Origin of the sequence: Thioalkalivibrio sp. ALJ16 (assembly GCF_000377345.1) — a bacterium.
GTDB lineage: Bacteria > Pseudomonadota > Gammaproteobacteria > Ectothiorhodospirales > Ectothiorhodospiraceae > Thioalkalivibrio.
In genome coordinates, this window is the sequence record NZ_KB898038.1 from 310,723 (window position 1) to 332,085 (window position 21,363).

General features: G+C 68.6%; 16 protein-coding genes and 1 pseudogene. 6 read left to right on the plus strand and 11 right to left on the minus strand.

The annotated features are described in order from the left end of the window. Positions 1 to 12: 12 nt before the first annotated feature. The 6 genes from D000_RS0103495 to D000_RS0103520 form a co-directional block, all read right to left on the minus strand. Positions 13 to 3,939, minus strand: coding sequence for a YhdP family protein (locus tag D000_RS0103495; RefSeq protein WP_018872171.1), 3,927 nt, complete (start codon positions 3,937 to 3,939; stop codon positions 13 to 15). A gap of 286 nt (positions 3,940 to 4,225) precedes the next feature. Next, the gene (rng, locus tag D000_RS0103500; RefSeq protein WP_018872172.1) at positions 4,226 to 5,758 is read right to left on the minus strand and encodes a ribonuclease G; all 1,533 of its coding nucleotides are present in this window, start codon (positions 5,756 to 5,758) and stop codon (positions 4,226 to 4,228) included. A gap of 82 nt (positions 5,759 to 5,840) precedes the next feature. Continuing rightward, positions 5,841 to 6,950: an AI-2E family transporter gene (locus tag D000_RS0103505; RefSeq protein WP_018872173.1), complete on the minus strand. Its 1,110-nt coding sequence runs from the start codon at positions 6,948 to 6,950 to the stop codon at positions 5,841 to 5,843. Beyond that, entirely contained in the window at positions 6,947 to 7,441 is a 495-nt protein-coding gene (locus D000_RS0103510; RefSeq protein WP_018872174.1) for a hypothetical protein, read from the minus strand. The genes D000_RS0103505 and D000_RS0103510 overlap by 4 nt, the downstream gene beginning before the upstream one ends. Further along, the gene (locus D000_RS0103515) at positions 7,438 to 8,184 is read right to left on the minus strand and encodes a type 1 glutamine amidotransferase (protein ID WP_018872175.1); all 747 of its coding nucleotides are present in this window, start codon (positions 8,182 to 8,184) and stop codon (positions 7,438 to 7,440) included. Before D000_RS0103515 ends, D000_RS0103510 begins: the two co-directional genes overlap by 4 nt. A gap of 6 nt (positions 8,185 to 8,190) precedes the next feature. Continuing rightward, on the minus strand, positions 8,191 to 9,123 hold the full coding sequence (locus tag D000_RS0103520) for a LysR family transcriptional regulator (RefSeq protein ID WP_018872176.1): 933 nt from the start codon (positions 9,121 to 9,123) through the stop codon (positions 8,191 to 8,193). A gap of 97 nt (positions 9,124 to 9,220) precedes the next feature. Here D000_RS0103520 and D000_RS13290 point away from each other — a divergent pair. The 3 genes and pseudogenes from D000_RS13290 to rpmG form a co-directional block, all read left to right on the plus strand. Next, positions 9,221 to 10,426: pseudogene (locus tag D000_RS13290) on the plus strand (putative bifunctional diguanylate cyclase/phosphodiesterase); the annotation flags it as partial. 84 nt (positions 10,427 to 10,510) lie between these two features. After that, the gene (gene rpmB / locus D000_RS0103530; protein ID WP_018872178.1) at positions 10,511 to 10,747 is read left to right on the plus strand and encodes a 50S ribosomal protein L28; all 237 of its coding nucleotides are present in this window, start codon (positions 10,511 to 10,513) and stop codon (positions 10,745 to 10,747) included. 12 nt (positions 10,748 to 10,759) lie between these two features. Further along, on the plus strand, positions 10,760 to 10,930 hold the full coding sequence (rpmG, locus tag D000_RS0103535) for a 50S ribosomal protein L33 (protein WP_012983362.1): 171 nt from the start codon (positions 10,760 to 10,762) through the stop codon (positions 10,928 to 10,930). Between the two features lie 101 nt (positions 10,931 to 11,031). Here rpmG and D000_RS0103540 read toward each other — a convergent pair whose 3' ends face one another. After that, entirely contained in the window at positions 11,032 to 11,262 is a 231-nt protein-coding gene (locus D000_RS0103540; RefSeq protein WP_018872179.1) for a hypothetical protein, read from the minus strand. Between the two features lie 76 nt (positions 11,263 to 11,338). Between D000_RS0103540 and D000_RS0103545 the strand changes: the two genes are divergently transcribed. From D000_RS0103545 to mutM, 3 genes are read left to right on the plus strand one after another with little or no spacing between them, the layout of a single operon-like run. Then, positions 11,339 to 12,562 (plus strand): EAL and HDOD domain-containing protein, encoded by a 1,224-nt coding sequence (locus D000_RS0103545; RefSeq protein WP_018872180.1) that lies wholly within the window; start codon positions 11,339 to 11,341, stop codon positions 12,560 to 12,562. 6 nt (positions 12,563 to 12,568) lie between these two features. Then, positions 12,569 to 13,516, plus strand: coding sequence for a hypothetical protein (locus D000_RS0103550; protein ID WP_018872181.1), 948 nt, complete (start codon positions 12,569 to 12,571; stop codon positions 13,514 to 13,516). Beyond that, on the plus strand, positions 13,509 to 14,324 hold the full coding sequence (mutM, locus tag D000_RS0103555; RefSeq protein ID WP_018872182.1) for a bifunctional DNA-formamidopyrimidine glycosylase/DNA-(apurinic or apyrimidinic site) lyase: 816 nt from the start codon (positions 13,509 to 13,511) through the stop codon (positions 14,322 to 14,324). The genes D000_RS0103550 and mutM overlap by 8 nt, the downstream gene beginning before the upstream one ends. Before the next feature lie 492 nt (positions 14,325 to 14,816). Here the strand turns inward: mutM and D000_RS0103560 are convergent, their stop codons facing one another. From D000_RS0103560 to D000_RS0103575, 4 genes are read right to left on the minus strand one after another with little or no spacing between them, the layout of a single operon-like run. After that, positions 14,817 to 16,433 carry an ABC transporter ATP-binding protein gene (locus tag D000_RS0103560; protein ID WP_018872183.1) on the minus strand — a complete coding sequence of 539 codons (1,617 nt, stop codon included), beginning with the start codon at positions 16,431 to 16,433 and terminating at the stop codon, positions 14,817 to 14,819. Positions 16,434 to 16,435: 2 nt separating this feature from the next. Beyond that, positions 16,436 to 17,692 (minus strand): ABC transporter permease, encoded by a 1,257-nt coding sequence (locus D000_RS0103565; RefSeq protein WP_018872184.1) that lies wholly within the window; start codon positions 17,690 to 17,692, stop codon positions 16,436 to 16,438. Beyond that, entirely contained in the window at positions 17,685 to 19,064 is a 1,380-nt protein-coding gene (locus D000_RS0103570; RefSeq protein ID WP_018872185.1) for an ABC transporter permease, read from the minus strand. Before D000_RS0103570 ends, D000_RS0103565 begins: the two co-directional genes overlap by 8 nt. 42 nt (positions 19,065 to 19,106) lie before the next feature. Beyond that, on the minus strand, positions 19,107 to 20,966 hold the full coding sequence (locus tag D000_RS0103575) for a peptide-binding protein (protein WP_018872186.1): 1,860 nt from the start codon (positions 20,964 to 20,966) through the stop codon (positions 19,107 to 19,109). Between the last annotated feature and the right edge of the window lie 397 nt (positions 20,967 to 21,363).

A 21,363-nucleotide genomic window follows, 5' to 3' on the forward strand; every position in this document is an offset into this window, starting at 1 on the left:
GCCTGGCCGGCGTCAGTCGTTGTCGGTTGCCCCGGTATCCGCGGCTGGCTCCACCAGCACACGTACCTGCGGGTCGTCCCAGGAGCCGGTAACCGCGTACTCGACACGGGCCGCCTCTTCCATCTGATCCCCAATCCCCAGCACGCGTTCCGCAAGCAGGACCACCACACCGGTCACCGGGCCACCCACCAGCGCCCCGACGATGGGCAGGGCCGTCCGGATACTGGGCACCACGACGATCTCATGGTCGTAGTCGCGCGCCACCAGACCCGTGCGCCCGCTCAGGCGCACGCGGGCGGACGGCCCGTCCATGCGCAGCGCGGGCACGTAGAGATCGCCGTCGCGCAGCACCGCATCCGCGGTGAGTTCACTGAAGCTGAGTCCCTCGGTGAACACGTCACGAAAATCCAGTCGCAGGCGGCGCGGCAGCACATCCAGACTGACCAGGCCCAGCAGGCGCCCGGCGCCGGGCTCGACGTCCGCCAGGCGCCCGTCGGACAGCGCCACCTCCATGGAACCGGTCAGCTGCGCAAGACGCGGCGCATACAGCGGCCCCGCCCAGGCCAGGGACAGCGTACCCTCTCCGGACCCGCCCAGCAGCGCCCGTGACAGCCCGGAGGCGCGCATGGCCGCACCCCAGTCCGTGCCCGTCAGTTCTACATCCAGGCGTGTCTCGGGCCGCCCCTCGCCCGTGACCCGCCAGACGCCGACCGCATCCGCCCGCAGATCGCCTTCCGGGGCCCTCACCTCGAAATCCCTCACCACCAAGCCGCTCGCCTGTGGCTCCAGACCCAGCACGATGTCGGCGAAACGGTAATCTTCCAGCACCAGACTGTCGAGGGTCAGATCGATCGCGGGCCAGGCGCGCGGGTCCTCCAGGGTCCCGGCCGCGACCGGCTCCACGGTCTCGGCGGCGGCCGCCGCCGCGGAACCGTCCCAGCCAGGGTCTTCCAGGATCAGATGCCGCAGATGCGCTTCCATACGTCCCCGACCATCGCCCCCGCTGGCACGCCAGCGGCCCTCGCCCGCGAGCCAGTCGGACGCCACTTCCAGGTCCCAGCCGGCCTCCGCGCGGCGCCCGAGGACACGCAGTCCCGGGATGCTGCGATCCCCCCAGCGGATCTGGTCGCGCACGCTCAGCTCCACGCGCTCCAGGACCACCGCATCCGTCGCCGCAGAGGGCTCGGCCGCCGCGCCCAGGTCCACCTCACCGCCCCAGGGGGCCTCGCCCAGCGCCGCCAGCCAGGGTTCCACATCCAGTTGCGGCAGACGCGCGCGCACCGACACCCCGGAACCCGGCAGCGCCAGCGGCGTGGCCGTCGGCGCACCGATCTCCAGCGCCAGTGCCTGCAGCCCCACGCCACGCGCCGCCACGCGCGGTTCGGCCACGCGTACGGCCGGATCCTCCGGGGCCGCGGCAGGCGACAGGCGCATGTGCGCGCGCAGCGCCTCGCCCAGCTGCAGCCGGCCGATCCCGGCGCCGGAATGTCCCAGCGGCAGGGTCAGTTCGAAATCGCGGGCGACATCCGCCGGCTTGCCAATCGGTTCAGGCCAGTCGATGGCAACGCCCACCAGGTCCGACGCCAGTTCCAGGCGTACCCCGTCCACCCCCGGCCCCAGACGCAGGCGCGCATCCCACTGCGCCTGCCCCTCCAGATAGGGCGCGACCTCGGGAAAAGCCTCCAGCCAGGGCGCCAGGGGCTGCGGGCCCCGGGCACGAAAACGCGCCTCCTCGCCATCCAGCGGCCAGTCCGCATCGAGGGTCACGGTTTCCGAATGCACCCGGGCGGTCACCGCCTCGGCGCTGACCCGCTCCGCGGTATCGAACGTGACCACCCCAGTCGCTTCCTCCAGCACGGCGGGCCAGCCCGGGACCGCGACACGCACCCCGTCCAGTTCGAGCTCGCCGCTGACCCGGGTCGCATCCATGCGGCCCGCCTGCAGCGGCAGGTTCAGGGCAAGGTCCAGACGCGCCGGGCCCGCCACCTCGGCCTGATCGCGGATCTCGGCGGCCTCCTCCAGCAGTTGCGCCCGCTGCAGGTAGGTCAGCAAATCCGCGGCGTTGCCCTCGGACTGCCCGCTCAGATCCAGCACCGCGTGCTCCATGTCGGCAATCCGGATATCGGTATCGCGCACCTCGGTATCAAGGATGCGTCCGCGTGCCGCCTGCGCCCGGAAGCCCGCGTTGTGGAACAGCAGGCGGCCGCTCAGATCCTCCGCGCGCGGCCAGCCCGCCTGGTAATCCAGAACCCCGTCTTCGACCTCGGCCCACAGGTCGAACACACCTTCGTCCTGCGCAAACGGAAAGTCCCGTCCGCGCCCGCGATAGACCATTCCGCCTCCGGTCACGCGGCCGGTCTGGATGCTGTCGCGCAACCAGTCATACGTGGTTTCGGGCAGGTGGTAGGCCGGCAGGTAGCGGGCCGTGTGGGTGCCGTCGGCGCGCAGGATGTCGAGCGAAATATCGACCCGGGGACCGGCGGCATGATCGTCCAGCAGCACCCGCATGCGCCCGCGCGCGGCCGCGTGGGCATTGGCCGCGTACAGCCCCTCCCCGGCCAGGCGCCAGTGTCCCTGCGGGTCGCGCTCCGCGCGCAGACGCCCACGCACCTGATCCAGCTCGACCGGGTCCACCAGCACCTGCGGGAGGTCCACCCGCATTGCGCGCCCGTCCAGCAAGAGCTCCACGCCCCCGCGCCGCCACTGCATGTACCCGGCCGCACCGCGCACACCCGGCGCCGCGCCCACCGCGCGCCACTGCAGATCGCGCACATCGGCCTCGGCCCATACCGGCTGCAGGCGTTCATCCTCGCGGCGGGCCTCGAGGCGGGCATGCTCCAGGGTGCCGCGCGGATGCAGCGCCGCGACCTGCCCGGCCAGCTCCGGCGCCGCCTGCTCGAGCAGCGTCAGCAGCGGCGCATAGGGCTCGACCTCGAGATCGCGCGCGGCCAGCTCCACCGCATCCACGACCAGCCCCCCCGCATCCCCCTCCAGCCGATAGGCCAGGCGCAGATCACCCGAGCCCGGATGCGTCCCTCTCCAGGACGAGCGGTGGCGGGCATCGGCCACCTGCCAGGCAAAGCGATGGCCGATCGCCGTGGCGACCGGTTCGCCGTCCAGGCGCAGGGTGGTGTCATGTTCCCCGCGCAGCCAGGCCACGCGCCCGTCGTCGAGGCCGCCCCAAAGCCGTAGCGAGGTGGTACCGGCAGGGGCGGTCCAGCCCAGATAGGCCAGCCAGGGCCGCCCCGCCTCCAGTTCGACCGCCTCGGCCCGGAGAAAGAAGCGCGCGGCACGCAGATCCGCGGCCGGCGCCTCCACCCCCAGCGCGACCACGGCCCCGGGGCCCGCCCCGTCCGGGGCCCCGGTCAGATACAGGCGCAGGGAGCCATCGTGGCCGGTTCGCAGCGCCGCGCGGTCGAGGCGCAGAGCGGACTCCAGCCCGGCGGCCCGGTCTTCCCAGGACAGCTGCAGGCGTTCGACCTCCACATCCGGCCAGTGCGCCACCGGACGGGCGAGCCACTCCCCCTCGCCCGCCCCGAGCTCATGGCCATTGACGGAGAAGCGGCCGTCGGCATGGCGCACCAGGCGCAGATCCAGGCCGCGCACGCGGACATCCAGGGACGGGTAGCGGCTGCGCAGACTCGCGCCTACGTCCAGGGAGACCCCGAGAGAGTCGATCGCCAGCGCCTCTGCGGGGTCCATGTCGACGACGACATCGCGGGCCACCAGCGCCGGGGACCAGCCGGCCCAGCCGAGCTCGACGCGCGCAGCAGTGACTGTGTGGCCGAGCTGATCGCTGGCGTTCTTCTGCACCCACGCCTGAACCCCGTCCCAGTGCGGCAGGGCAAGCCGCAGCGCCAGCAGCAGGATCGCCAGCAGCAGGGCCAGGCCCAGCACGGCCCACAGCAGGCCCCGCAGGGTTTGTGACAGCCACCTCATTTCTGCGCACGCCAGGCGTTACCCGGCCGGCCGGGGGCCCGATGGTTGCTGGGAGCCTGTCGGGTTTGGGCGATCGTCGCGAGCGTGGTGGGAGAGCGAGGCCCTTTCTTCGGCCTCTCGAGGCGCATAGTGGGAACGATGTAACGAGAGAGGGCGGAGAAAGGCGCCGCTCTCCTGCACGCGCAGCAGATCCGTCCCAAATCCGACAGACTCCTGGGCCCACCTGTGCATTTCACTTGGCGCCTCCCCTCCCCTGAAGATCGGGCCCGCACGGGCCCATGGATCATCAGACGAAGACTACGTCGAACTGCTCCTGGGTATATAGCGTTTCGACCTGGAACCGGATCGGAATCCCGACGAAGCTCTGCAATTCCGCCAGGGCCGCGGATTCCTCGTCCAGCAGCAGGTCGATCACGTTCTGCGAGGCCAGCACGCGCAGCTCGCGCGCATCGTACTGGCGCACCTCGCGCAGGATCTCGCGGAACAGCTCGTAGCAGACCGTCTCGGCAGATTTGAGATAGCCGCGGCCGCTGCAGACGGAACACGGCTCGCACATCTGGTGCTCCAGACTCTCGCGGGTCCGCTTGCGCGTCATCTCCACCAGCCCCAGCGGCGAAACGTCGCAGATCTGCGTCTTCACGTGATCGCGCTCCAGTGCCTTCTCCAGCGCGCGGATCACCTGGCGCTTGTGCTCGTCGTCCTGCATGTCGATGAAATCGATGATGATGATCCCGCCGAGATTGCGCAGACGCAGCTGGCGCCCGATCGCCTGGGCCGCCTCCAGGTTGGTCTTGAAGATGGTCTCCTCGAGCTTGCGGTGGCCGACGAAGCCGCCGGTGTTGATGTCGACGGTGGTCATCGCCTCGGTCTGGTCGAAGATCAAGTAGCCACCCGACTTCAGTTCCACCTTGCGCTCCAGTGCGCGGTGGATCTCCTCCTCCACGTTGAACAGGTCGAAGATCGGACGCTCGCCGGGGTAATGCTCGATGCGGCCGATCAGTTCCGGCAGGTAGCGCTCCACGAAGCCGCAGACCTTCTGGTACGTCTCGCGCGAGTCGATACGGATGCGCTCGATATCCACCCCCACCATGTCGCGCAGGATGCGCTCCACCAGCGGCAGATCGGTATACACCTCGGTCCCCGCCGGGGCGCTGGCGGCCTGTTCCTGCAGGCCGTCCCAGACCTTCTTCAGAAAGGCGGTATCGTTGTACATCGCCTCGTAATCCGCCAGCTCGGCGGCGGTGCGCACGATAAAACCATGCTCCGGAGCCAGCTCGTTGCGCAGGGATTCGATGGACTCGCGCAGGCGCGCACGCACGCCCTCGTCCTCGATGCGCGTGCTCACGCCTATGTTCGCCTGGTTGGGCATCAGCACCAGATTGCGCGACGGCAGCGTGATGTAGGTCGTCAGGCGCGCACCCTTGGACCCCAGCGGGTCCTTGACTGCCTGCACCAGGACCTCCTGACCCTCGCGCAGAAGCTCGCGGATCCCCTCGCGCGCGGCCGGGGCTGTGGCGCCGCCATTGCCGTTGGCCGCAGCGGCCCCCTCCCCGTCGCCCGGTGCGTTCTCGCTGAGCTCCTCGCGCTCCACCGGGGCCACATCGGAGGCATGCAGGAAGGCCGTGCGTTCCAGGCCGATATCGACGAACGCGGCATCCATGCCCGGCAGCACCCGCACCACTCGGCCCTTGTAGATATTGCCCACGATCCCGCGGCGCCGGGTGCGCTCCAGGTGCAGTTCGGTCAGGACGCCGTTTTCCACCAGGGCCACGCGGCTTTCCTGGGGCGTCACGTTCATCAGGATTTCGGTACCGGTCATGCGTTCTTCTTGTTATGAATGAATCTTGTGTCGGGCCGATCGCGCGCCTGCGCGCGGAAGGCGCCGCCCTTGCGGGTCGGGACTAGCGGGAAGCCGTGTCCGCCGGGACGCTGTCCGCATCTTCGGGCGCCACGGTACCGCCCGGGTCGACCCGTGGCCAGGACTTGATCACGGCGTGGACCAGGGTCGCCAGCGGGATGGCAAAGAACACCCCCCACAGCCCCCAGATCCCCCCGAACACGAACACCGCGGCGATGATCGCCACTGGATGCAGATTGACCACCTCGGAGAACAGCAGCGGCACCAGCACATTGCCGTCCAGAAACTGGATCACCCCGTAGGCAACCAGAATCCATGCGAACTCGGGCCCGATGCCGAACTGGAAATAGGCCACCGCCGCCACCGGGATGGTGACCACGGCCGCCCCGATGTACGGGATGATCACCGAGATGCCGACCATGAACGACAGCAGGACGGCATATTCCAGCCCGAACCAGTTGAAGGTCAGGAAGGTCACCGCCCAGACGATCAGGATCTCGATGAACTTGCCGCGCACGTAGCTGGCGATCTTCACGTTGACCTCGCGCCACACCTCGTTGGCCAGATGCGAGTCGCGCGGCATGAAGCTGCGCACCCAGCCAAGGATCAGGTCGCGGTCCTTCAGCATGAAGAACACCATCAGCGGGACCACGATCAGGTAGATCACGACATCCACCAGATGCCGCGCGGAGGCAAGCGAGAACGACACCACGCGCTGGCCCAGCAACGTCGCCTCGGCCTGGATTGCCCCCATCAGATCACGCACCTGCTCGTCAGTAATCAGTTGCGGGTAATGCTCGGGCAGCTGCAGCAGCAGGGCCTGGCCCTCGCGAATCATGCCGGGCAGCTCGCGCACCAGCTGTGTCACCTGGGCCGAAAGCAGCGGCACCACGCTGAACAGCGCCGCCACGGTCAGGGCGAGGAACGCGAGCAGCACGATGGTCACCGCCAGCAGGCGCGGCACATGCAGTCGGGTCAGCTTCTTGACCCCGCCCTCCAGCAGGTAGGCGATGATCAGCGAGGCCAGCAGCGGCGCGAGAATGCGCCCGGCAAAGATGATGACCAGGAAGCCCAGCAGCAGCAGGAACGCGAGAATCACCACCTGCGGGTCGGTGAAGTGCCGCTGATACCACTGACGCAGGACTTCGATCATGGGGTCGGGCCTCCCGGTCCCGAGTCATCCGCGCTATCCGGGTCGGCCGCGCGCGCCGGGTCCTGGGCGACGGCCTTCTCGTAGTGACTGCGGAACACCACCTCGAGCTCGTCGATCACCTCCACCGCCTCGCGCCCCTGCATCACATGCTGGGCCATCAGGGCCGAGGTCTCGTTCAGCAGCTTGGAGCGGTCCAGCATGTGATAGGTGGCGGACAGCCGCCGCATCGCCTTGATCACAGACTCGCTCTCCGGACGCGGGATGGGTTCCGGTTCCGGCAGCGGTTCCGGCGCCGGCGGCGGTGACTCCTGCTCCAGGAAGCGGGCAAACTTCAGCAGGCTGGCCTGATCCTCGGCCGACAGCCGCGCGGCAATCTCGCCGATCGCCCGGGCCGGATCGTCGCGATCCTTCTTGCGCGCACCCCCGAGCACCGACCCGAAGCCCCCTCCGGGCAGGCCACCCGGCCCATCGGAACCCAGGGGCGGGATCATCCGTCGTCCTCGATCTTCAGGCTGAACACCGGCATCTTGCGCCGTTCCTGCATCAGTTCCAGCTCCTTGACCAGGGCCACGATCACATCCGAGGTGACCTTCTGCATCTCGCCCCACTCCATGCGCGCCTCGCCCAGCAGTTCGCCCATATTCGGTGGCGGGTTGTGGCGTGCCTCCATGATGATGTCCTCGAGCATGCCCGGCTTCATTTCCGGCCGGAAGAGCATGCCATAGGTCAGCGCATCCGGGCGCACCGCCAGCCAGTCACCATCGTCATCGACCAGGATCGGCTCCAGGCCCTCCGGCAGGGACACGCTGCCATTGACCAGCTGCAGCACGCGGCGGCCGTCGAGGGTCTCGGCGAGGTCATCGCCGGCACCGGCCGCGGTCTTGTGCGCGGTCACGAAGCGGGCCCGGTACATCGGCTCCTCGTGGGCCGTGCCCCCGGCCTGCTCGGCGACCAGCAGGCCGCCCATGCCCAGCCCCACCACCGGTCGCTTCGAGCGCCGGAAGATGTCGATCAGGGACAGCTCGTCCGGGACCTGCGGATTTTCCTCGCGATCCGCGGTCGGCCACGCGCCGCCGAGCAGCCACAGGCCGTCGAACTGGGCCGCGGAGCCCGGCAGGTCCTGGCCCACGAACGGACGGTAGTAGGAGAAACCGATATCGCGTTTTTCCAGCTGCGATTCGATCAGCCCGAGAAATTCGGAATACGTATGCTGCACCACGCAGTAGTTTTTCATGTCGCGTCAATCCTGTCTGGTTTCTTGAGCCGGGGCCGGCGGGCGCTGGCCGGTGCAGTAGCCACTGAGGAACTGCATGAGCACCTCCAGCGTGGGCACACGGAACTTCTGGCGCGCGTGCACCAGCGAGATCGGCCGCTCCAGCGGCGGCGACAGCGGCAGCGCCACCAGTTCGCCCAGGGCCAGTTCCTTGGCCACTACCGCCTCGGACAGCACCGAGACCCCCATGCCGGCCACCACCGCGCCCTTGATCGCCTCCGGGCTGCCCAGTTCCATGCAGCCGCGCAGGCTGTTGCGGTCGTAGCCGGCGCGCCCAAGGTACTCCATGATCACCTCGCGGGTCCCGGAACCCTCCTCCCGGCATATGAATGGCCGCTCGATGAAGTCGGCCACGGTCACGGTCTCGCGTCCGGCCAGTTCGTGTTCCGGCGGCACGATGAGCCGCAGCTGGTCCACCAGGCAGGGCTGCACCTGCAGACTGCGGTGGCTGACCGGGGCCTCCACGATCCCCAGGTCCACGCTGCCCTCCTCGACCATCACCACGACATTCTCGGTATTGCCCACGCGCAGGCGGATGCCGATGTCCGGGTGCGCGCGGCGGAAGGCCCCGAGCAGGGCCGGCAGCATGTATTCCGCCACCGTGGTGCTGGCACCGATCACCAGCGCCCCGCCATCCGCTCCCTTCAGCTCGCGCAATGCGGCCTCGAGCTCGCCGTAGGTATCGAAGATGCGTTCGGCATAGCGCTGGACCAGGCGCCCGGCCTCGGTCAGGGTGACGCGATTGTGATTGCGATCAAACAACCGGGTATCGAGCTGCTCTTCGAGCTGGCGCACCTGGAAGGTGACGGCCGGCTGCGTCATGTGCAGCATTTCGGCCGCACGCGTAAACGACAGCAGCCGCGCCACTGTCAGAAAGACCTGCAAACGCCGATCGGCCATGCCGCCCCGCCCGAATATCTGTCTCGTGGAAACGCGGGCATGCTACCAAGCCACCGCGGGCGGCAACAGCAACCGCAGCCCCGAAACGGGCCCCGGCATGGACAACTACCAGGACACCATCAGCGCCCTGGGACTGACCGCGGAACGCCCCCTGCTGCAGGCCATCGCCGAACGCCTGCGCAACGCCGCCGCGGCCAGCAACTCCACGGTCTTTCACATCCACGACGATCACTTCGCCCTGATCCTTCCGCAGCGCAGCCGCCGCGAGGCCCTGCAGCTCACGCAGGCGGCGATCGACTGCCTGCAGGCGCCGTTCCCGGTCTACAACATACCGGTCTATCTCGGCGCCCATGCCGGCCTGTCCTCCTTCCCCTTCCACGAACAGGACGAACCGGCCCGGCTGCTGACCAAGACCTGGCTGGCGATGCACCAGGCCAGCCACTCCGGGCGCCGCTACCGCAGCTACGACCGGCGCAGCGACGACACCAGCCTGCACACGGCGGAACTGCTGGGCGGGCTGCAGGGCACCCTGGAACAGGACCAGCTGCGGCTGTTCTACCAGCCCAAGTTCGACCTCGAGACCGGCCGCCTGAGCGGCATGGAGGCCCTGCTGCGCTGGGAACACCCGACCCGGGGGCGCATCCCGCCGGATACCTTCATTCCGCAGACCGAGCGCACCGGCCTGATCCACCCGCTGACCAGGAGAGTGGTGGAACAGGCGCTCGCCGACCTCGCGACCTTCCGCGCGCACGGGCTCGCCATGCCCGTCAGCGTGAACATCTCGGCCCGCAACTTCCTCGAGCCCGACTTTGCCGAGGACGTCCTGGCCATGGTCCACGCCTCGGGGCTGCCGCCCTGCGCGCTGGAGCTGGAATTCACCGAGAGCGCCATCATGTCCGAGCCCGACGAGGTCATCGCGGCCCTGAACCGGCTGACCGCGGCCGGACTGGCGCTGTCCATCGACGACTTCGGCACCGGCTACTCGTCGCTTGCCTACCTGAAGCGCATGCCGGTCACCACCCTGAAGATCGACCAGACCTTCGTGCGCCAGATGCTGGAACAGCCGGTAGATGCCCAGATCACACGCGCCAGCATCAGCCTCGCGCATGATCTTGGCCTGAAGGTCGTGGCCGAGGGTGCGGAAGACACCGCCACACTGGATGCCCTGCGCGCCTGGGGCTGCAACGCGGCCCAGGGCTACGGGGTCGCCCGCCCGATGCTGCTGGATGCCGCGATCGCCTGGGCCGAGGACTGCGGGATCGAGTCGCGCGTACAGGCGCGCTGCGCCACCCACCGCGGATGATTCTGCGCGATTCCCTTGCACCGCCCCCGGGGCTGCGCTATAGTCCGCCGTCTTTCTGGTAGACCCAAATTCCGGAGTCCCCCGATGGCCCGAGTATGTCAGGTGACCGGCAAGCGCCCGGCGACCGGTAACAACGTTTCGCACGCCCACCGCAAGACGCGGCGGCGCTTCCTGCCCAATCTGCACTCCCACCGTTTCTGGGTGGAGAGCGAGAACCGCTTCGTGCGCCTGCGTGTCAGCAGCAAGGGCATGCGCATCATTGACAAGCGCGGCATCGACGCGGTCCTGGCGGACTGCCGAGCCCGCGGCGAAAAGATTTAAGGAAGGTTCACGATGGCTGCCAAGTCCGCACGCGACAAGATCCGTCTGGTGTCCTCCGCCGGCACCGGGCACTTCTACACCACGTCCAAGAACAAGCGGAACATGCCCGAGAAGATGGAGATCAAGAAGTTCGATCCCGTCATCCGCAAGCACGTGATGTACAAGGAAGCCAAGATCAAGTAATCGGGGCCCTACCGCCCGACTGCCTGAATCAACGCTCGAAAAAGGCCCGGCCCGCCACAGCGCGCCGGGCCTTTTTGCGTTCGCGTGAGTGCGGCGTGTGTTCAGACCGGATCGGCCTGCTCGCCCTCTTCCGGCGTGGCACCGCCCTCCGCAGCCGTTTCCGCCCAGCGCGTCATGCGCCGGCCCCAGCGATGGGCCGTCGCCGGGTCCAGTTCGATCTTGGTATAGCGCCCGCCATCGCGGATAATGACGCGCAGCAGCGGGACTCCCGAGTCGTGCAGGATCTGCCGCAGTTCCACGACCTCGCCGAATGGCGCATCAATCGAATCCATGGTGCGTGTGTTCCTCCTGAGCCGGCCTGCCACGAACCGTTACGGCCGCCCATCTGTCTTTTGACCAAGCGCAAGCATGCAACCAATTTTTGTCGGTCGGCAACCCATCTTCGACGATCAGGAGAAGCTGATCGGATTCGAGCTGCTCTTTCGCGCGGGTCACCTTGATACCGCCTCCGTCACCGACGGCGACCTGGCCACCTCGGACCTGCTGCGCAGCGCCTTCGTCGACATCGGGCTGGAACACCTGGTCGGCGAACACCTGGCCTTCGTGAACCTCACCCGCGGCTTCCTGGAGCACGAGGTCATCACCAGTCTGCCGCCGCAGCAGGTGGTGCTGGAGATCCTCGAGGACATCGAGATCGACACCGAGGTGCTGGCCGCGGTCCGGCGTCTGAAACAGCAGGGCTTTCGCATCGCGCTGGACGACTACCAGTTCCAGGAACACCACGCCGAACTGGTCGAACTGGCCGACCTTGTCAAGCTGGATGTGCTGACCCTGGGCCATGCACGCATCGAACAGGAGGTCACCAGCCTGCGCCAGTTCGGCGTCGATCTGCTGGCCGAGAAGGTCGAGACCCCCGAGGACTACGCCCACTGCCGGCGGCTCGGCTTCCGCATGTTTCAGGGCTTTCACCTGTCCTATCCCCACGTGATCGAGGGACAGCGGCTGGAGAGCCTGGAACTGGCGCTGCTGCGGCTGCTGCGCGCCCTGCAGGCACCGGACCCGGCACCGCGCGAGCTGGAAGAACTGATCGCCGCCGAGCCGGGGCTGGCCATCCAGCTGCTGCGCATCGCCAACAGCCCAGCCTATCGCGGCGCGCGCGCGACCGAATCCCTGCATGACGCGATCCTGCGCCTGGGTCAGGGGCGGATCAAGCGCCTGGCCATGCTGATGGTGCTGCGAGGCTCCGCGGGCCAGACCCACGGCCTCGAACAGGTGATGATCCGCGCCCGCATGGGGATGCTGATGGCACGAGCGCTGGGGCTCCCCGCTGCGGAATGCGAACGCTATTTCACCCTTGGCATGCTCTCCGGGCTGGACCGGGTGCTGGGCGTTCCACTGCGGCGCATCCTCGGCGAACTGCACCTGTCCGCCGAGATGGAACAGGCGCTGCTGGAGGGCAGCGGGCCACTGGCCCCACTACTGGCGACCATCGCCGCGTTCGAGGGCCCGAGCACCCCTCCGGAAGCCGGAGATGGCCCGGTTCCGGTCACGGTCTCCAGCCGGCTGTACCTGGAATCCGTACGCTGGACCGAAGACCTGCTGGCCTCACTGACCCATAACCAGGAAGGATAGCCGGGCATGACCCTGAACCTGCGCAGCCAGCTGCTGCCGGAGGCCGCAACCGGCCCCGACACCGGCATGCACGTGCATCTGGGCCCGACCGCAGGCACAGACACCCGCGCAAACCGCCTCGAGATCCATCCCGGGGTGGAACCCGTGGCGCCGGATACCTACGTCGAATCCTGGACCACCCGGGGACGCGCTCGCGCCGAACACCAGGGTCCGCTGCAACTGCTGGAGTATCCGGAGGTCCTGTTCGCAAGCTGGCAGGGCCCGGACCACGGCCTGCGCACCCAGACCGAACAGGCCTATCGCGACCTGCTGGGCGCCTGTCATGCGCGTGGTTTCGGACACCTCGCACGCATCTGGAACTTCTTTGGCGACATCCATGGCGAAGAAGACGGCCTGGAACGCTACCAGGCCTTCTGCATCGGTCGCGCCGCGGCCCTGGAGACCCTCGCGATCCCGCAGGCCGGCATGCCCGCCGCCACCGCGATTGGCGGCACACAGCGGCGGCTGGTGATCTACCTGATCGCCACCCGCACCCCGGCCACGGCGCTGGAAAACCCGCGCCAGGTCAGCGCCTACCGCTACCCCGAACGCTACAGCCCGAAAAGTCCCACCTTCGCGCGGGCCACCCGGCTGGACACGACAGACGGTCCGCTGGTCCTGCTGTCGGGCACCGCCAGCATCGTCGGCCACGAGAGCCGGCATCCCGAGGATGTCAGCGCGCAGGCCCGCGAGACCCTGACCAACCTGCGGGCCCTGCACGAGACCGCCGGGCGCCACCTGCCACCCCCACGCTGGCTGCGCGTCTACCTGCGCCGTCCCGAGGATCGGACCCGTGTCGCCGCGGTCCTGGCCGAACACTTCAACGACTACTGTCCAGGCCCGGTGGTGCAGTGGGCGCAGGGCGATATCTGCCGGCGCGAACTGCTGCTGGAGATCGAGGGCGTGCATGCCTGAACTGCCCGAGGTCGAGACCACCCGGCGCGGGCTGGAACCCCTGCTGGCGGGGCGCCGCATCACCGCCTTCGAGGTCCGCGAGCCACGCCTGCGCTGGCCCGTACCCGAGGACCTGACAACGCGACTGGCCGGCGCGCAGGTCCGCCAACTGGCCCGCCGGGCCAAGTATCTCCTGCTGGATACCGATCGCACCGGCATTCTGCTGCATCTGGGGATGTCCGGCAGCCTGCGCCACTGCCCGCCAGAGACGCCGCTGCGCCGCCATGACCACCTGATCCTGCACCTGGACAACGGCTACCAGGTCCGGCTGCACGACCCGCGGCGCTTCGGCTGCTGTCTGCCGCTCCCGGACGACGGCACCCCGCATCCGCTCCTGGCAGGGCTGGGCCCCGAACCCCTGGACCCCGCATTCGATGGCGATATCCTATTCCTGCGCAGCCGCGCCCGCCGCGGCCCGGTGAAGGCCTTCGTCATGGACCAGGCCATCGTGGTCGGGGTCGGCAACATCTACGCCACCGAGGCCCTGTTCCTCGCCGGGATCCGGCCCGGACGCGCGGCCGGCCGAGTCACCCGAGCGGAATACCAGCGTCTGGCCGCACACATCAAGGCCGTACTGGCCGAGGCCATCGAGCAGGGCGGGACCACCCTGCGCGACTTCCTCCGCGAGGACGGTACCCACGGCTACTTCCGCCAGTCCCTGCACGTCTACGGCCGCGCCGGGGAACCCTGCCACGTCTGCGCCGATGTGCTGCGCACCCGCCGCATCGGCCAGCGCGCCAGCAGCTACTGCCCCACCTGCCAGAAATAGCCGCCCGTCTTGCGGAAGGCCGCGAAGAGCTTTCCACCACAGAGGGCACAGAGGACACGGAGAAGGGCGGGTCACAGAAAGACCGGAAGCTCGTGGAGATTCCGGATGGAATGGATGTGATCGGTAGCGATGCGGGCCTGCGCGGCCACAACAATCCACCCAGGCCCGTCATCATCCCGGCCGCAGCGAAGCGGAGAGCCGGGATCTCCCAGGACACCCTCAGCGCCTGACGCTCTGCCCGTCCTGGGCCCTCCCGGATAACCGCTGCGCGGTTTCCGCGACGGCGCCGGTCAGCCCCGTTTCAGAATAATGAATCGCTCTTCAGACACTTACCGGGCAAGGCACACGGGAGCCGGAACCCGGGTCTTCCCCGTGCACTCCGTACCCTCTGTGGTGAAAACGCCCTTGGCCTCGCCCTTCTTTGTGTCTTCGTGCGCTTCGTGGTGAATCAAAACGACCGCACCACGGCACAAAGCCGCCGGCTCGCGCGGTTCAGAGATAGCGCGAGACGCGGGGCACGGCGTCCAGCAGGTGGCGGGTGTATTCGGCCTTTGGACTGGCCAGGACCTCGGCGGTCGCGCCGATCTCCTCCATGCGCCCGTCGTGCATCACCAGCATGCGGTCGGAGAAGTATTCCACCACGCCCATGTCGTGGGTGATGAAGATCATCGCCAGCTGCCGTTCCACCCGCAGCCGCCCGAGGATCTGCAGCACCTCGGCCTGCACCGAGACATCCAGCGCACTGGTCACCTCGTCGCAGATGATCACGTCCGGGTCCAGCACCAGGGCACGGGCGATCGCGATGCGCTGGCGCTGGCCGCCGGAGAACTCGTGCGGGTAGCGCCACAGGGTGTCCTCCGGCAGCGCGACCTGCTCCAGCACCTGCCCGGCGATGGCGATGCGCTCGTCCTGATCCGCCCCGATCCCGTGCACGCCCATCGGTTCGGTCAGCAGGGTCAGTACGTTCAGGCGCGGGTTCAGCGACGAGGCCGGGTCCTGGAACACCACCTGCAGGTGGCGCCGCAGCCGGCGCAGTGGCTTGCGTGGCATCGCGCTCAGCGACTCGCCGCGGTAGCGGATCTCGCCACCGGTCGGTTCGACCAGCCGCAGGATCGCCCGGCCCAGGGTGGTCTTGCCGCAGCCGGACTCGCCGACCACCGCCAGCACCTCGCCGTTGTCCAGCGCGAACGAGACGTCGTCCACCGCGCGCACCACGTCCACCTGGCGCCGCAGCAGGCCCTTGAGGACCGGGAAGTGCACCTTGAGCCCGGCGACCTCCAGCAACGCCTCGCGTCCGGCCCCGGGCACCGGTGGCAGCGGTGGCAGGTTCTCCGGCAGAGCCTCGATCAGCTTGCGGGTGTAGGCATCCTGCGGGTCGCGCAGCAGCGGGTGACAGGCGCCCTGTTCCACGATCCGGCCCTTGCGCATCACCGCCACGCGGTCGGCCACCGAGGCAACCACGCCGAAGTCGTGGGTGATCAGCAGCACCGACATGCCGTTGCGCTCGCGCAGGCGGTCGATCAGCTTCAGGATCTCCGCCTGGATCGTCACATCCAGTGCGGTGGTCGGCTCGTCCGCGATCAAGAGGTCCGGCTCGGCCACCAGCGCCATCGCGATCATCACCCGCTGACGCTGGCCGCCGGAGAGCTTGTGCGGGTACTCGTCGCGGCGCTGCTCGGGGTTCGGCAGCTGCACCTCGCGCAGCACCTCCAGGGTGCGTGCCGCGCGTGCCGCGGCATCCATCTGCGGGCGGTGCAGGCGCAGCACCTCCTCGATCTGCTCGCCGATGGTCAGCACCGGGTTCAGCGAGGTCATCGGTTCCTGGAAGATCATGCCGATGCGGTCGCCGCGCACCGACTGCATCACCGCATCCGGCAGGCCCAGCAGCTCCTGGCGCCCCTCGCGACCGGCCAGCCAGACCTCTCCCGACGGCCGCTCGAAGCCGCCATCCAGCAGGCGCATGATCGCCAGCGCGGTGATCGACTTGCCGGAACCGGACTCGCCGACCAGCGCGAACAGCTCGCCTCCGCGGATGGAGAAGCTGGCATCCTCCACCAGCGGCGCGGCGCTGTCACCGTGGCGGATCTGCAGGTTCTTTACCTCCAGCATGATCAGCGCACCCCGCCGCTGGTCGTGCCCCCGGCGCCGGCCGCCGGGGTGGCCCGGTTGCGGCTGCGCGCCGCGGAGCGGGCATGCGGGTCCACCGCATCCCGCAGGGCCTCGCCGATCAGGTTGTAGGCGAACACGGTCAGGAAGATGGCCCCGCCGGGGAACGCGGCCATCCACCAGTTGAAGGTGGAGCTCTGCACCGCCTGGTTCAGCATCTGCCCCCAGGAGGGCTCGTCCACCAGGCCCAGGCCGAGGAACGAGAGCGTGGCCTCGGCCAGGATCGCGGAGGCTACGCCGAAGCTCGCGGCCACCAGGATCGGGGCGATGCCGTTGGGCAGCATGTGCCGGAACAGGATCGAGGGCAGCGACAGCCCGGAGGCGATCGCCCCCTGCACGAAGTCCTGCTGGCGCAGGCGCAGGAACTCGGCACGCACGTAGCGCGCATAGCCGGACCACGAGGTCAGCCCGATGATCAGCATCATCAGGTACAGCGAGCGCCCGAAGAAGGCGACGAAGGTCAGCAGCAGGAACAGCGTCGGGATCGCCTCGAAGATCTCCACCAGGCGCATGCCGATGATGTCCACGATGCCGGAGAAGTAGCCCATCAGTCCGCCCAGGATCACGCCGATCCCGAGCGCGATGCCGGTCGCAATGAAGCCGATGGACAGCGCGATACGCGAGGCATGGATCATGCGCGAGAGCACGTCGGCGCCGTTGTCGTCGGTGCCGAACCAGTGCACCCGGTCGGGGACCTCGCGCGGGGCCTCCAGACCGGTATCGGCATAGTCGCGCAGGTAGTCGCGCGCGGAATACGGGATCGGCGCCCGGATCACCGTCTGGTAGGCACCGGCCGTCTCGGCCTCGCGGTACTGCTCGTAGACCACCAGCGACGGCGGCGACACCGTCTGCCAGGCCACCGCGCCCAGGATCGCACTGAGCACACCCCACAGCGCCAGGCGCCGCCAGGGTCGTCCGGGCACGGCCCAGAACAGGGCCGCCAGCAGCAGCATGCCGAACAGGGTCACGTCGGCGGCGGTCAGGTAGCGCAGAAACGGCGCGGCCCAGTCGCCATCGGCGGTCTGCAGCAGCAGCGGGTGCGAATTGGCCAGCAGCGGGGCCAGCACCGCGATCAGGGTCAGCAGCGCGATCCAGGCGATGCCCAGGCGCGCGCCCCAGCGCAGCAGGACCTCGCCCACCACGCGCCGGGCCCAGGACCGGCTGCGGCGGTCGGCATCCGGGTTGCGCACGGCCTCAGTCATAGTTCACCCGCGGGTCGACGATGGCGTAGGCCAGATCCGCCAGCAGGTAGCCCACCAGGGTCAGCACGCCGGAGATCAGGGTGATCGACAGCACCAGTTCGCGGTCCCGGGTCTGCACCGCCTCCACCGCGAGCTTGCCCATGCCGTCGATGGAGAAGATCGCCTCGACGATCACCGAGCCGGCCAGCAGCGACGGCAGCAGGGTCGCGGACACGGTAATCAGCGGCAGCAGCGAATTGCGGAACACGTGACGCCACAGCACGTCGTGCTCGGCCACGCCCTTGGCGCGGGCGGTCCGCGCGTAGTCCGAGCTCAGGTTCTCCAGCACCGCCGAGCGCGACAGCTTGGCGAGAAACGCGAGCCCGCCGTAGGACAGGCACAGCACCGGCAGCACCAGATGCCAGGCCCGATCCAGCAGGAAGCCCGGCACCAGGTCACCGGGCGCGAGACCGAGCGCGAGCGCCAGTCCGGCCCCGAGGCCCGTAGTCGCCAGGTAGAAGCCACGCAGCACCCCCCAGTCGCTGCGCGCCATCAGCCCGCCCACCACGAGCCCGATCACGACCGCAACCGTGGTGCTGATGGCCCCGGCCACGGCCAGATCACGGAACATCAGCCAGCCGCAGATCGCCCCGATCGCCGCGCCCAGGCCGCCACGGATCAGGGCCGGCAGGTGGCGCGCCAGATAGAGGCCCAGTGCCGCCCCCAGAAACGGCAGCACCAGCAGCAGCGGCAGCGCCCAGACCACCTCCACCGTGGGCAGGAAGGTCATGTCCAGCGCCGCGCGCTGACTGAGCCCGCCGGTGGGGAACCACTGCCAGAACTGGTCCGATGCGAAGAAGCCGATCAGCAGCACCCCGGCCAGCATGGTCGGCACCGACCACAGCGCCAGCAGCACCACCCCGGACTGCGAATCGAAGGCCTCGCCATGGCGCGTGGCCGCGCGCACCCCGACCGCGACCGCGATCAGGTAGATCAGCGGGATCGACAGCACGTTCAGCAACAGCGTGATCGGCAATCGCTCCGCGATCAGGTCGGCCACCGGTCGGCCATAGCGGAAGCTGGTACCCAGGTTCGGGGCCTTCAGGTGCGGCCAGCCGGTGAGCGAGCCGTCCTCGTCCTGCGCAAAGCCAATCGGGGAGATGTTGTTCAGCCAGCGTCCGAACTGCACCGGTGGCGGCTGATCCAGGCCGTAGAGGCGGTTGTAGTACTCCTCCATCGCCTTCTGCGCCTGCGGCTCCAGGCCCTGACCCTCGACCAGGGTCAGCGCGCTGATCCCGCCGGGCGCGGCCGCCATCACCGTGAACACCACCACGGTGATGCCAAACAGGGTCGGCACCATCAGCAACAGCCGCCGCAGGATATAGGTCAGCATCGCGCGGCGTGCCGGTCGGACAGGCTCCCGGGGTGCACCGGCCTACTGCCCGTAACGCTGCTGTTCGAACGGCACATAGACCTCCACCGGCACGAACCCGAGGTTCAGGCCCAGTGCGGTCTGCTCGAGGTTGCGGATACGCCGGTCGATGAAGGCCAGGGTCTGGCGCCGCATCAGGAAGGTGTAGGGCTGGTCCTCCACCAGGATGCGCTCGGCCTCGCGCCAGTGCTGCATGCGCGCGGCCTCGTCCACCTCGCCGCGGGCGGCCTCGATCACCGCGTCCAGCTCGGGATTCTGGTAATGGATGAAGTTGTCCCCGCCGGCGACGGTCTGGCTGGAGTGGAACATCTGGAAGATGTCCACCTCCACCCCGCTGGTCCAGCCCAGGGTAATGGCATCGAAGTCCTGGCGGCTGAGCCGCTCCAGCATCACCGACCACTCGGTCGGCTGCGGGCGCATCTCGACCCCGGCGCGGGCATAAAGATCGCGCAGGAACAGCGCGATGCGCCGGGTGTCCTCGTTGTCCTGGAAGTACACCAGGTCAAACGAGAACGGCTCGCCGTCCGCGTTGACCAGCACGCCGTCCCGGTTCTTCTCGCGGTAGCCGGCCTCGGCCAGCAGCTCCAGCGCGCGCTCGACGTTGTAGGGGATCGGGTCCAGCTCGGGGTTGTGCTGGTCACTGCGCGGACTGAACGGACTGATCGCCCGTTCCGCATAGCCCAGCATGACCTCCTCGATCAGCCGGTCGACATCGGTCAGGTGGCTCATCGCGCGGCGCACCCGGGGATCGGCGAAGCGGGTCGCCTCGCCATTGCGCTTCTGGTTCCAGGCGATGTAGGAGTAGCCGGCGGTCGGACTCATGTACTCAAAGGTGTCGGCGCGCTCGCGCAGGGCCTCGTCATCGCGCAGGCGCGCGTATTCGCGCGGGCGCGCACCGTAGACATCGATATCGCGATTGCGGAAGGTCGTCAGCCGCGCCGAGTCGTTCTGGATCACCCGCCATACCAGGCGATCGAAGGACGGCTCCACCGGCCCCCAGTAGCGCGGATTGCGCTCCAGCTCGACCCGCCCCGCATCCGGCGTCCACCCGGTCGGGTCTTCCATCCGGTAGGGCCCGGACCCGAGCAGGATGCCGCGCGACTCGTTGAAGGTCTCCGGCTCGTCCAGGTAGCGCTCGTAAAAATGCTTCGGCAGCACGTCCAGGCCGCCGGCGACCCGCATCGCATCGAAGAAGGGCTCCTCGAACACGAAGCGCACGCGGCGCTCATCCAGCGCCTCGACCGACTCGATCATCTCCAGAAAGGCCCGCGCCCGCGGCACCGCGATGGCGTCGGTCATCAGGAAATCGAAGGTGAACTCCACGTCCGCGGCGGTCAGGGGCTCGCCGTCGGAAAACTGCAGCCCCGGGCGCAGGCGAAAGGTCAGCTCGGTACCGCTGTCGTCGAATTCCCAGGCCTCGGCCAGCAGACCCTGCCATTCCAGCGACTCCGGATCGCGCTGCACCAGCGATTCCAGCACATAGTTCTGCACCTCCGAGGCATAGGCATCCGAGGATACATACGGCGTGATCGTGGCCAGGCCGGTGCCGAAGGCCTGCACCAGCCAGTCGCCCTCGGCGTAGTCGTCCGCGGTTGCGGCCGCGGCGGATCGGCGGAAGGCCGAGGGCACCTCGTCAACCCGCGGGGCGCGTTCGGCGTCGGCCCCGGCAAAACGCCCCGAGGCCAGATCCCCCTCCAGGCTCTGCAGGCTGCGGCGCAGAGCGCGCAGATCCCGCGCCTGTTCGCTCATGGTGTTCTGCATCGCCGCCATGCGCTGCCACTGACGGTCCACCTGAACCATCACCAGCAGCAGCAGGATGCCGAGGACGATCAGGGTCACGATCCAACCAAAATGACGACTCACAGGACCTCCGGTTTCGCGGCGACGCATGCCCGCCGGCGACATGCTGCCCGGCACTATAGCAGTCCGTGCCGTCGCCCTCGACGGGTGCTGGCCGGACCTTTGGCACATCGGTATGATCCCGTGACAGTCGCGGTCGAATGCGGTTCCCCCGCCATCGAACGCTGTCGAGACCGCCCGTCCGGGCGAGTCGACAGCGATTGTCTTGGGAAACACTGATTAATGTACACACTCGCGTTGGTACCCCAGGTTTTCCGAGACAAGGCGCGCCGTGCAGCGGGTAGTGGTTCTACCCGCCCGTTCTCGATTGATTCGGGGCGCAACGCAGGATCGGGGAACCTGGGGTACCAACCCCACGGGGCTCGGCCGCCCGTTTGTAATAACAACGGGCGCGCGCACG

Bases quoted from the DNA above. Each gene is read 5' to 3' on its own strand.
- D000_RS0103495 (WP_018872171.1), bottom strand. From the start codon at position 3,939: ATGAGGTGGCTGTCACAAACCCTGCGGGGCCTGCTGTGGGCCGTGCTG.
- rng (WP_018872172.1), bottom strand. From the start codon at position 5,758: ATGACCGGTACCGAAATCCTGATGAACGTGACGCCCCAGGAAAGCCGC.
- D000_RS0103505 (WP_018872173.1), bottom strand. From the start codon at position 6,950: ATGATCGAAGTCCTGCGTCAGTGGTATCAGCGGCACTTCACCGACCCG.
- D000_RS0103510 (WP_018872174.1), bottom strand. From the start codon at position 7,441: ATGATCCCGCCCCTGGGTTCCGATGGGCCGGGTGGCCTGCCCGGAGGG.
- D000_RS0103515 (WP_018872175.1), bottom strand. From the start codon at position 8,184: ATGAAAAACTACTGCGTGGTGCAGCATACGTATTCCGAATTTCTCGGG.
- D000_RS0103520 (WP_018872176.1), bottom strand. From the start codon at position 9,123: ATGGCCGATCGGCGTTTGCAGGTCTTTCTGACAGTGGCGCGGCTGCTG.
- rpmB (WP_018872178.1), top strand. From the start codon at position 10,511: ATGGCCCGAGTATGTCAGGTGACCGGCAAGCGCCCGGCGACCGGTAAC.
- rpmG (WP_012983362.1), top strand. From the start codon at position 10,760: ATGGCTGCCAAGTCCGCACGCGACAAGATCCGTCTGGTGTCCTCCGCC.
- D000_RS0103540 (WP_018872179.1), bottom strand. From the start codon at position 11,262: ATGGATTCGATTGATGCGCCATTCGGCGAGGTCGTGGAACTGCGGCAG.
- D000_RS0103545 (WP_018872180.1), top strand. From the start codon at position 11,339: ATGCAACCAATTTTTGTCGGTCGGCAACCCATCTTCGACGATCAGGAG.
- D000_RS0103550 (WP_018872181.1), top strand. From the start codon at position 12,569: ATGACCCTGAACCTGCGCAGCCAGCTGCTGCCGGAGGCCGCAACCGGC.
- mutM (WP_018872182.1), top strand. From the start codon at position 13,509: ATGCCTGAACTGCCCGAGGTCGAGACCACCCGGCGCGGGCTGGAACCC.
- D000_RS0103560 (WP_018872183.1), bottom strand. From the start codon at position 16,433: ATGCTGGAGGTAAAGAACCTGCAGATCCGCCACGGTGACAGCGCCGCG.
- D000_RS0103565 (WP_018872184.1), bottom strand. From the start codon at position 17,692: ATGACTGAGGCCGTGCGCAACCCGGATGCCGACCGCCGCAGCCGGTCC.
- D000_RS0103570 (WP_018872185.1), bottom strand. From the start codon at position 19,064: ATGCTGACCTATATCCTGCGGCGGCTGTTGCTGATGGTGCCGACCCTG.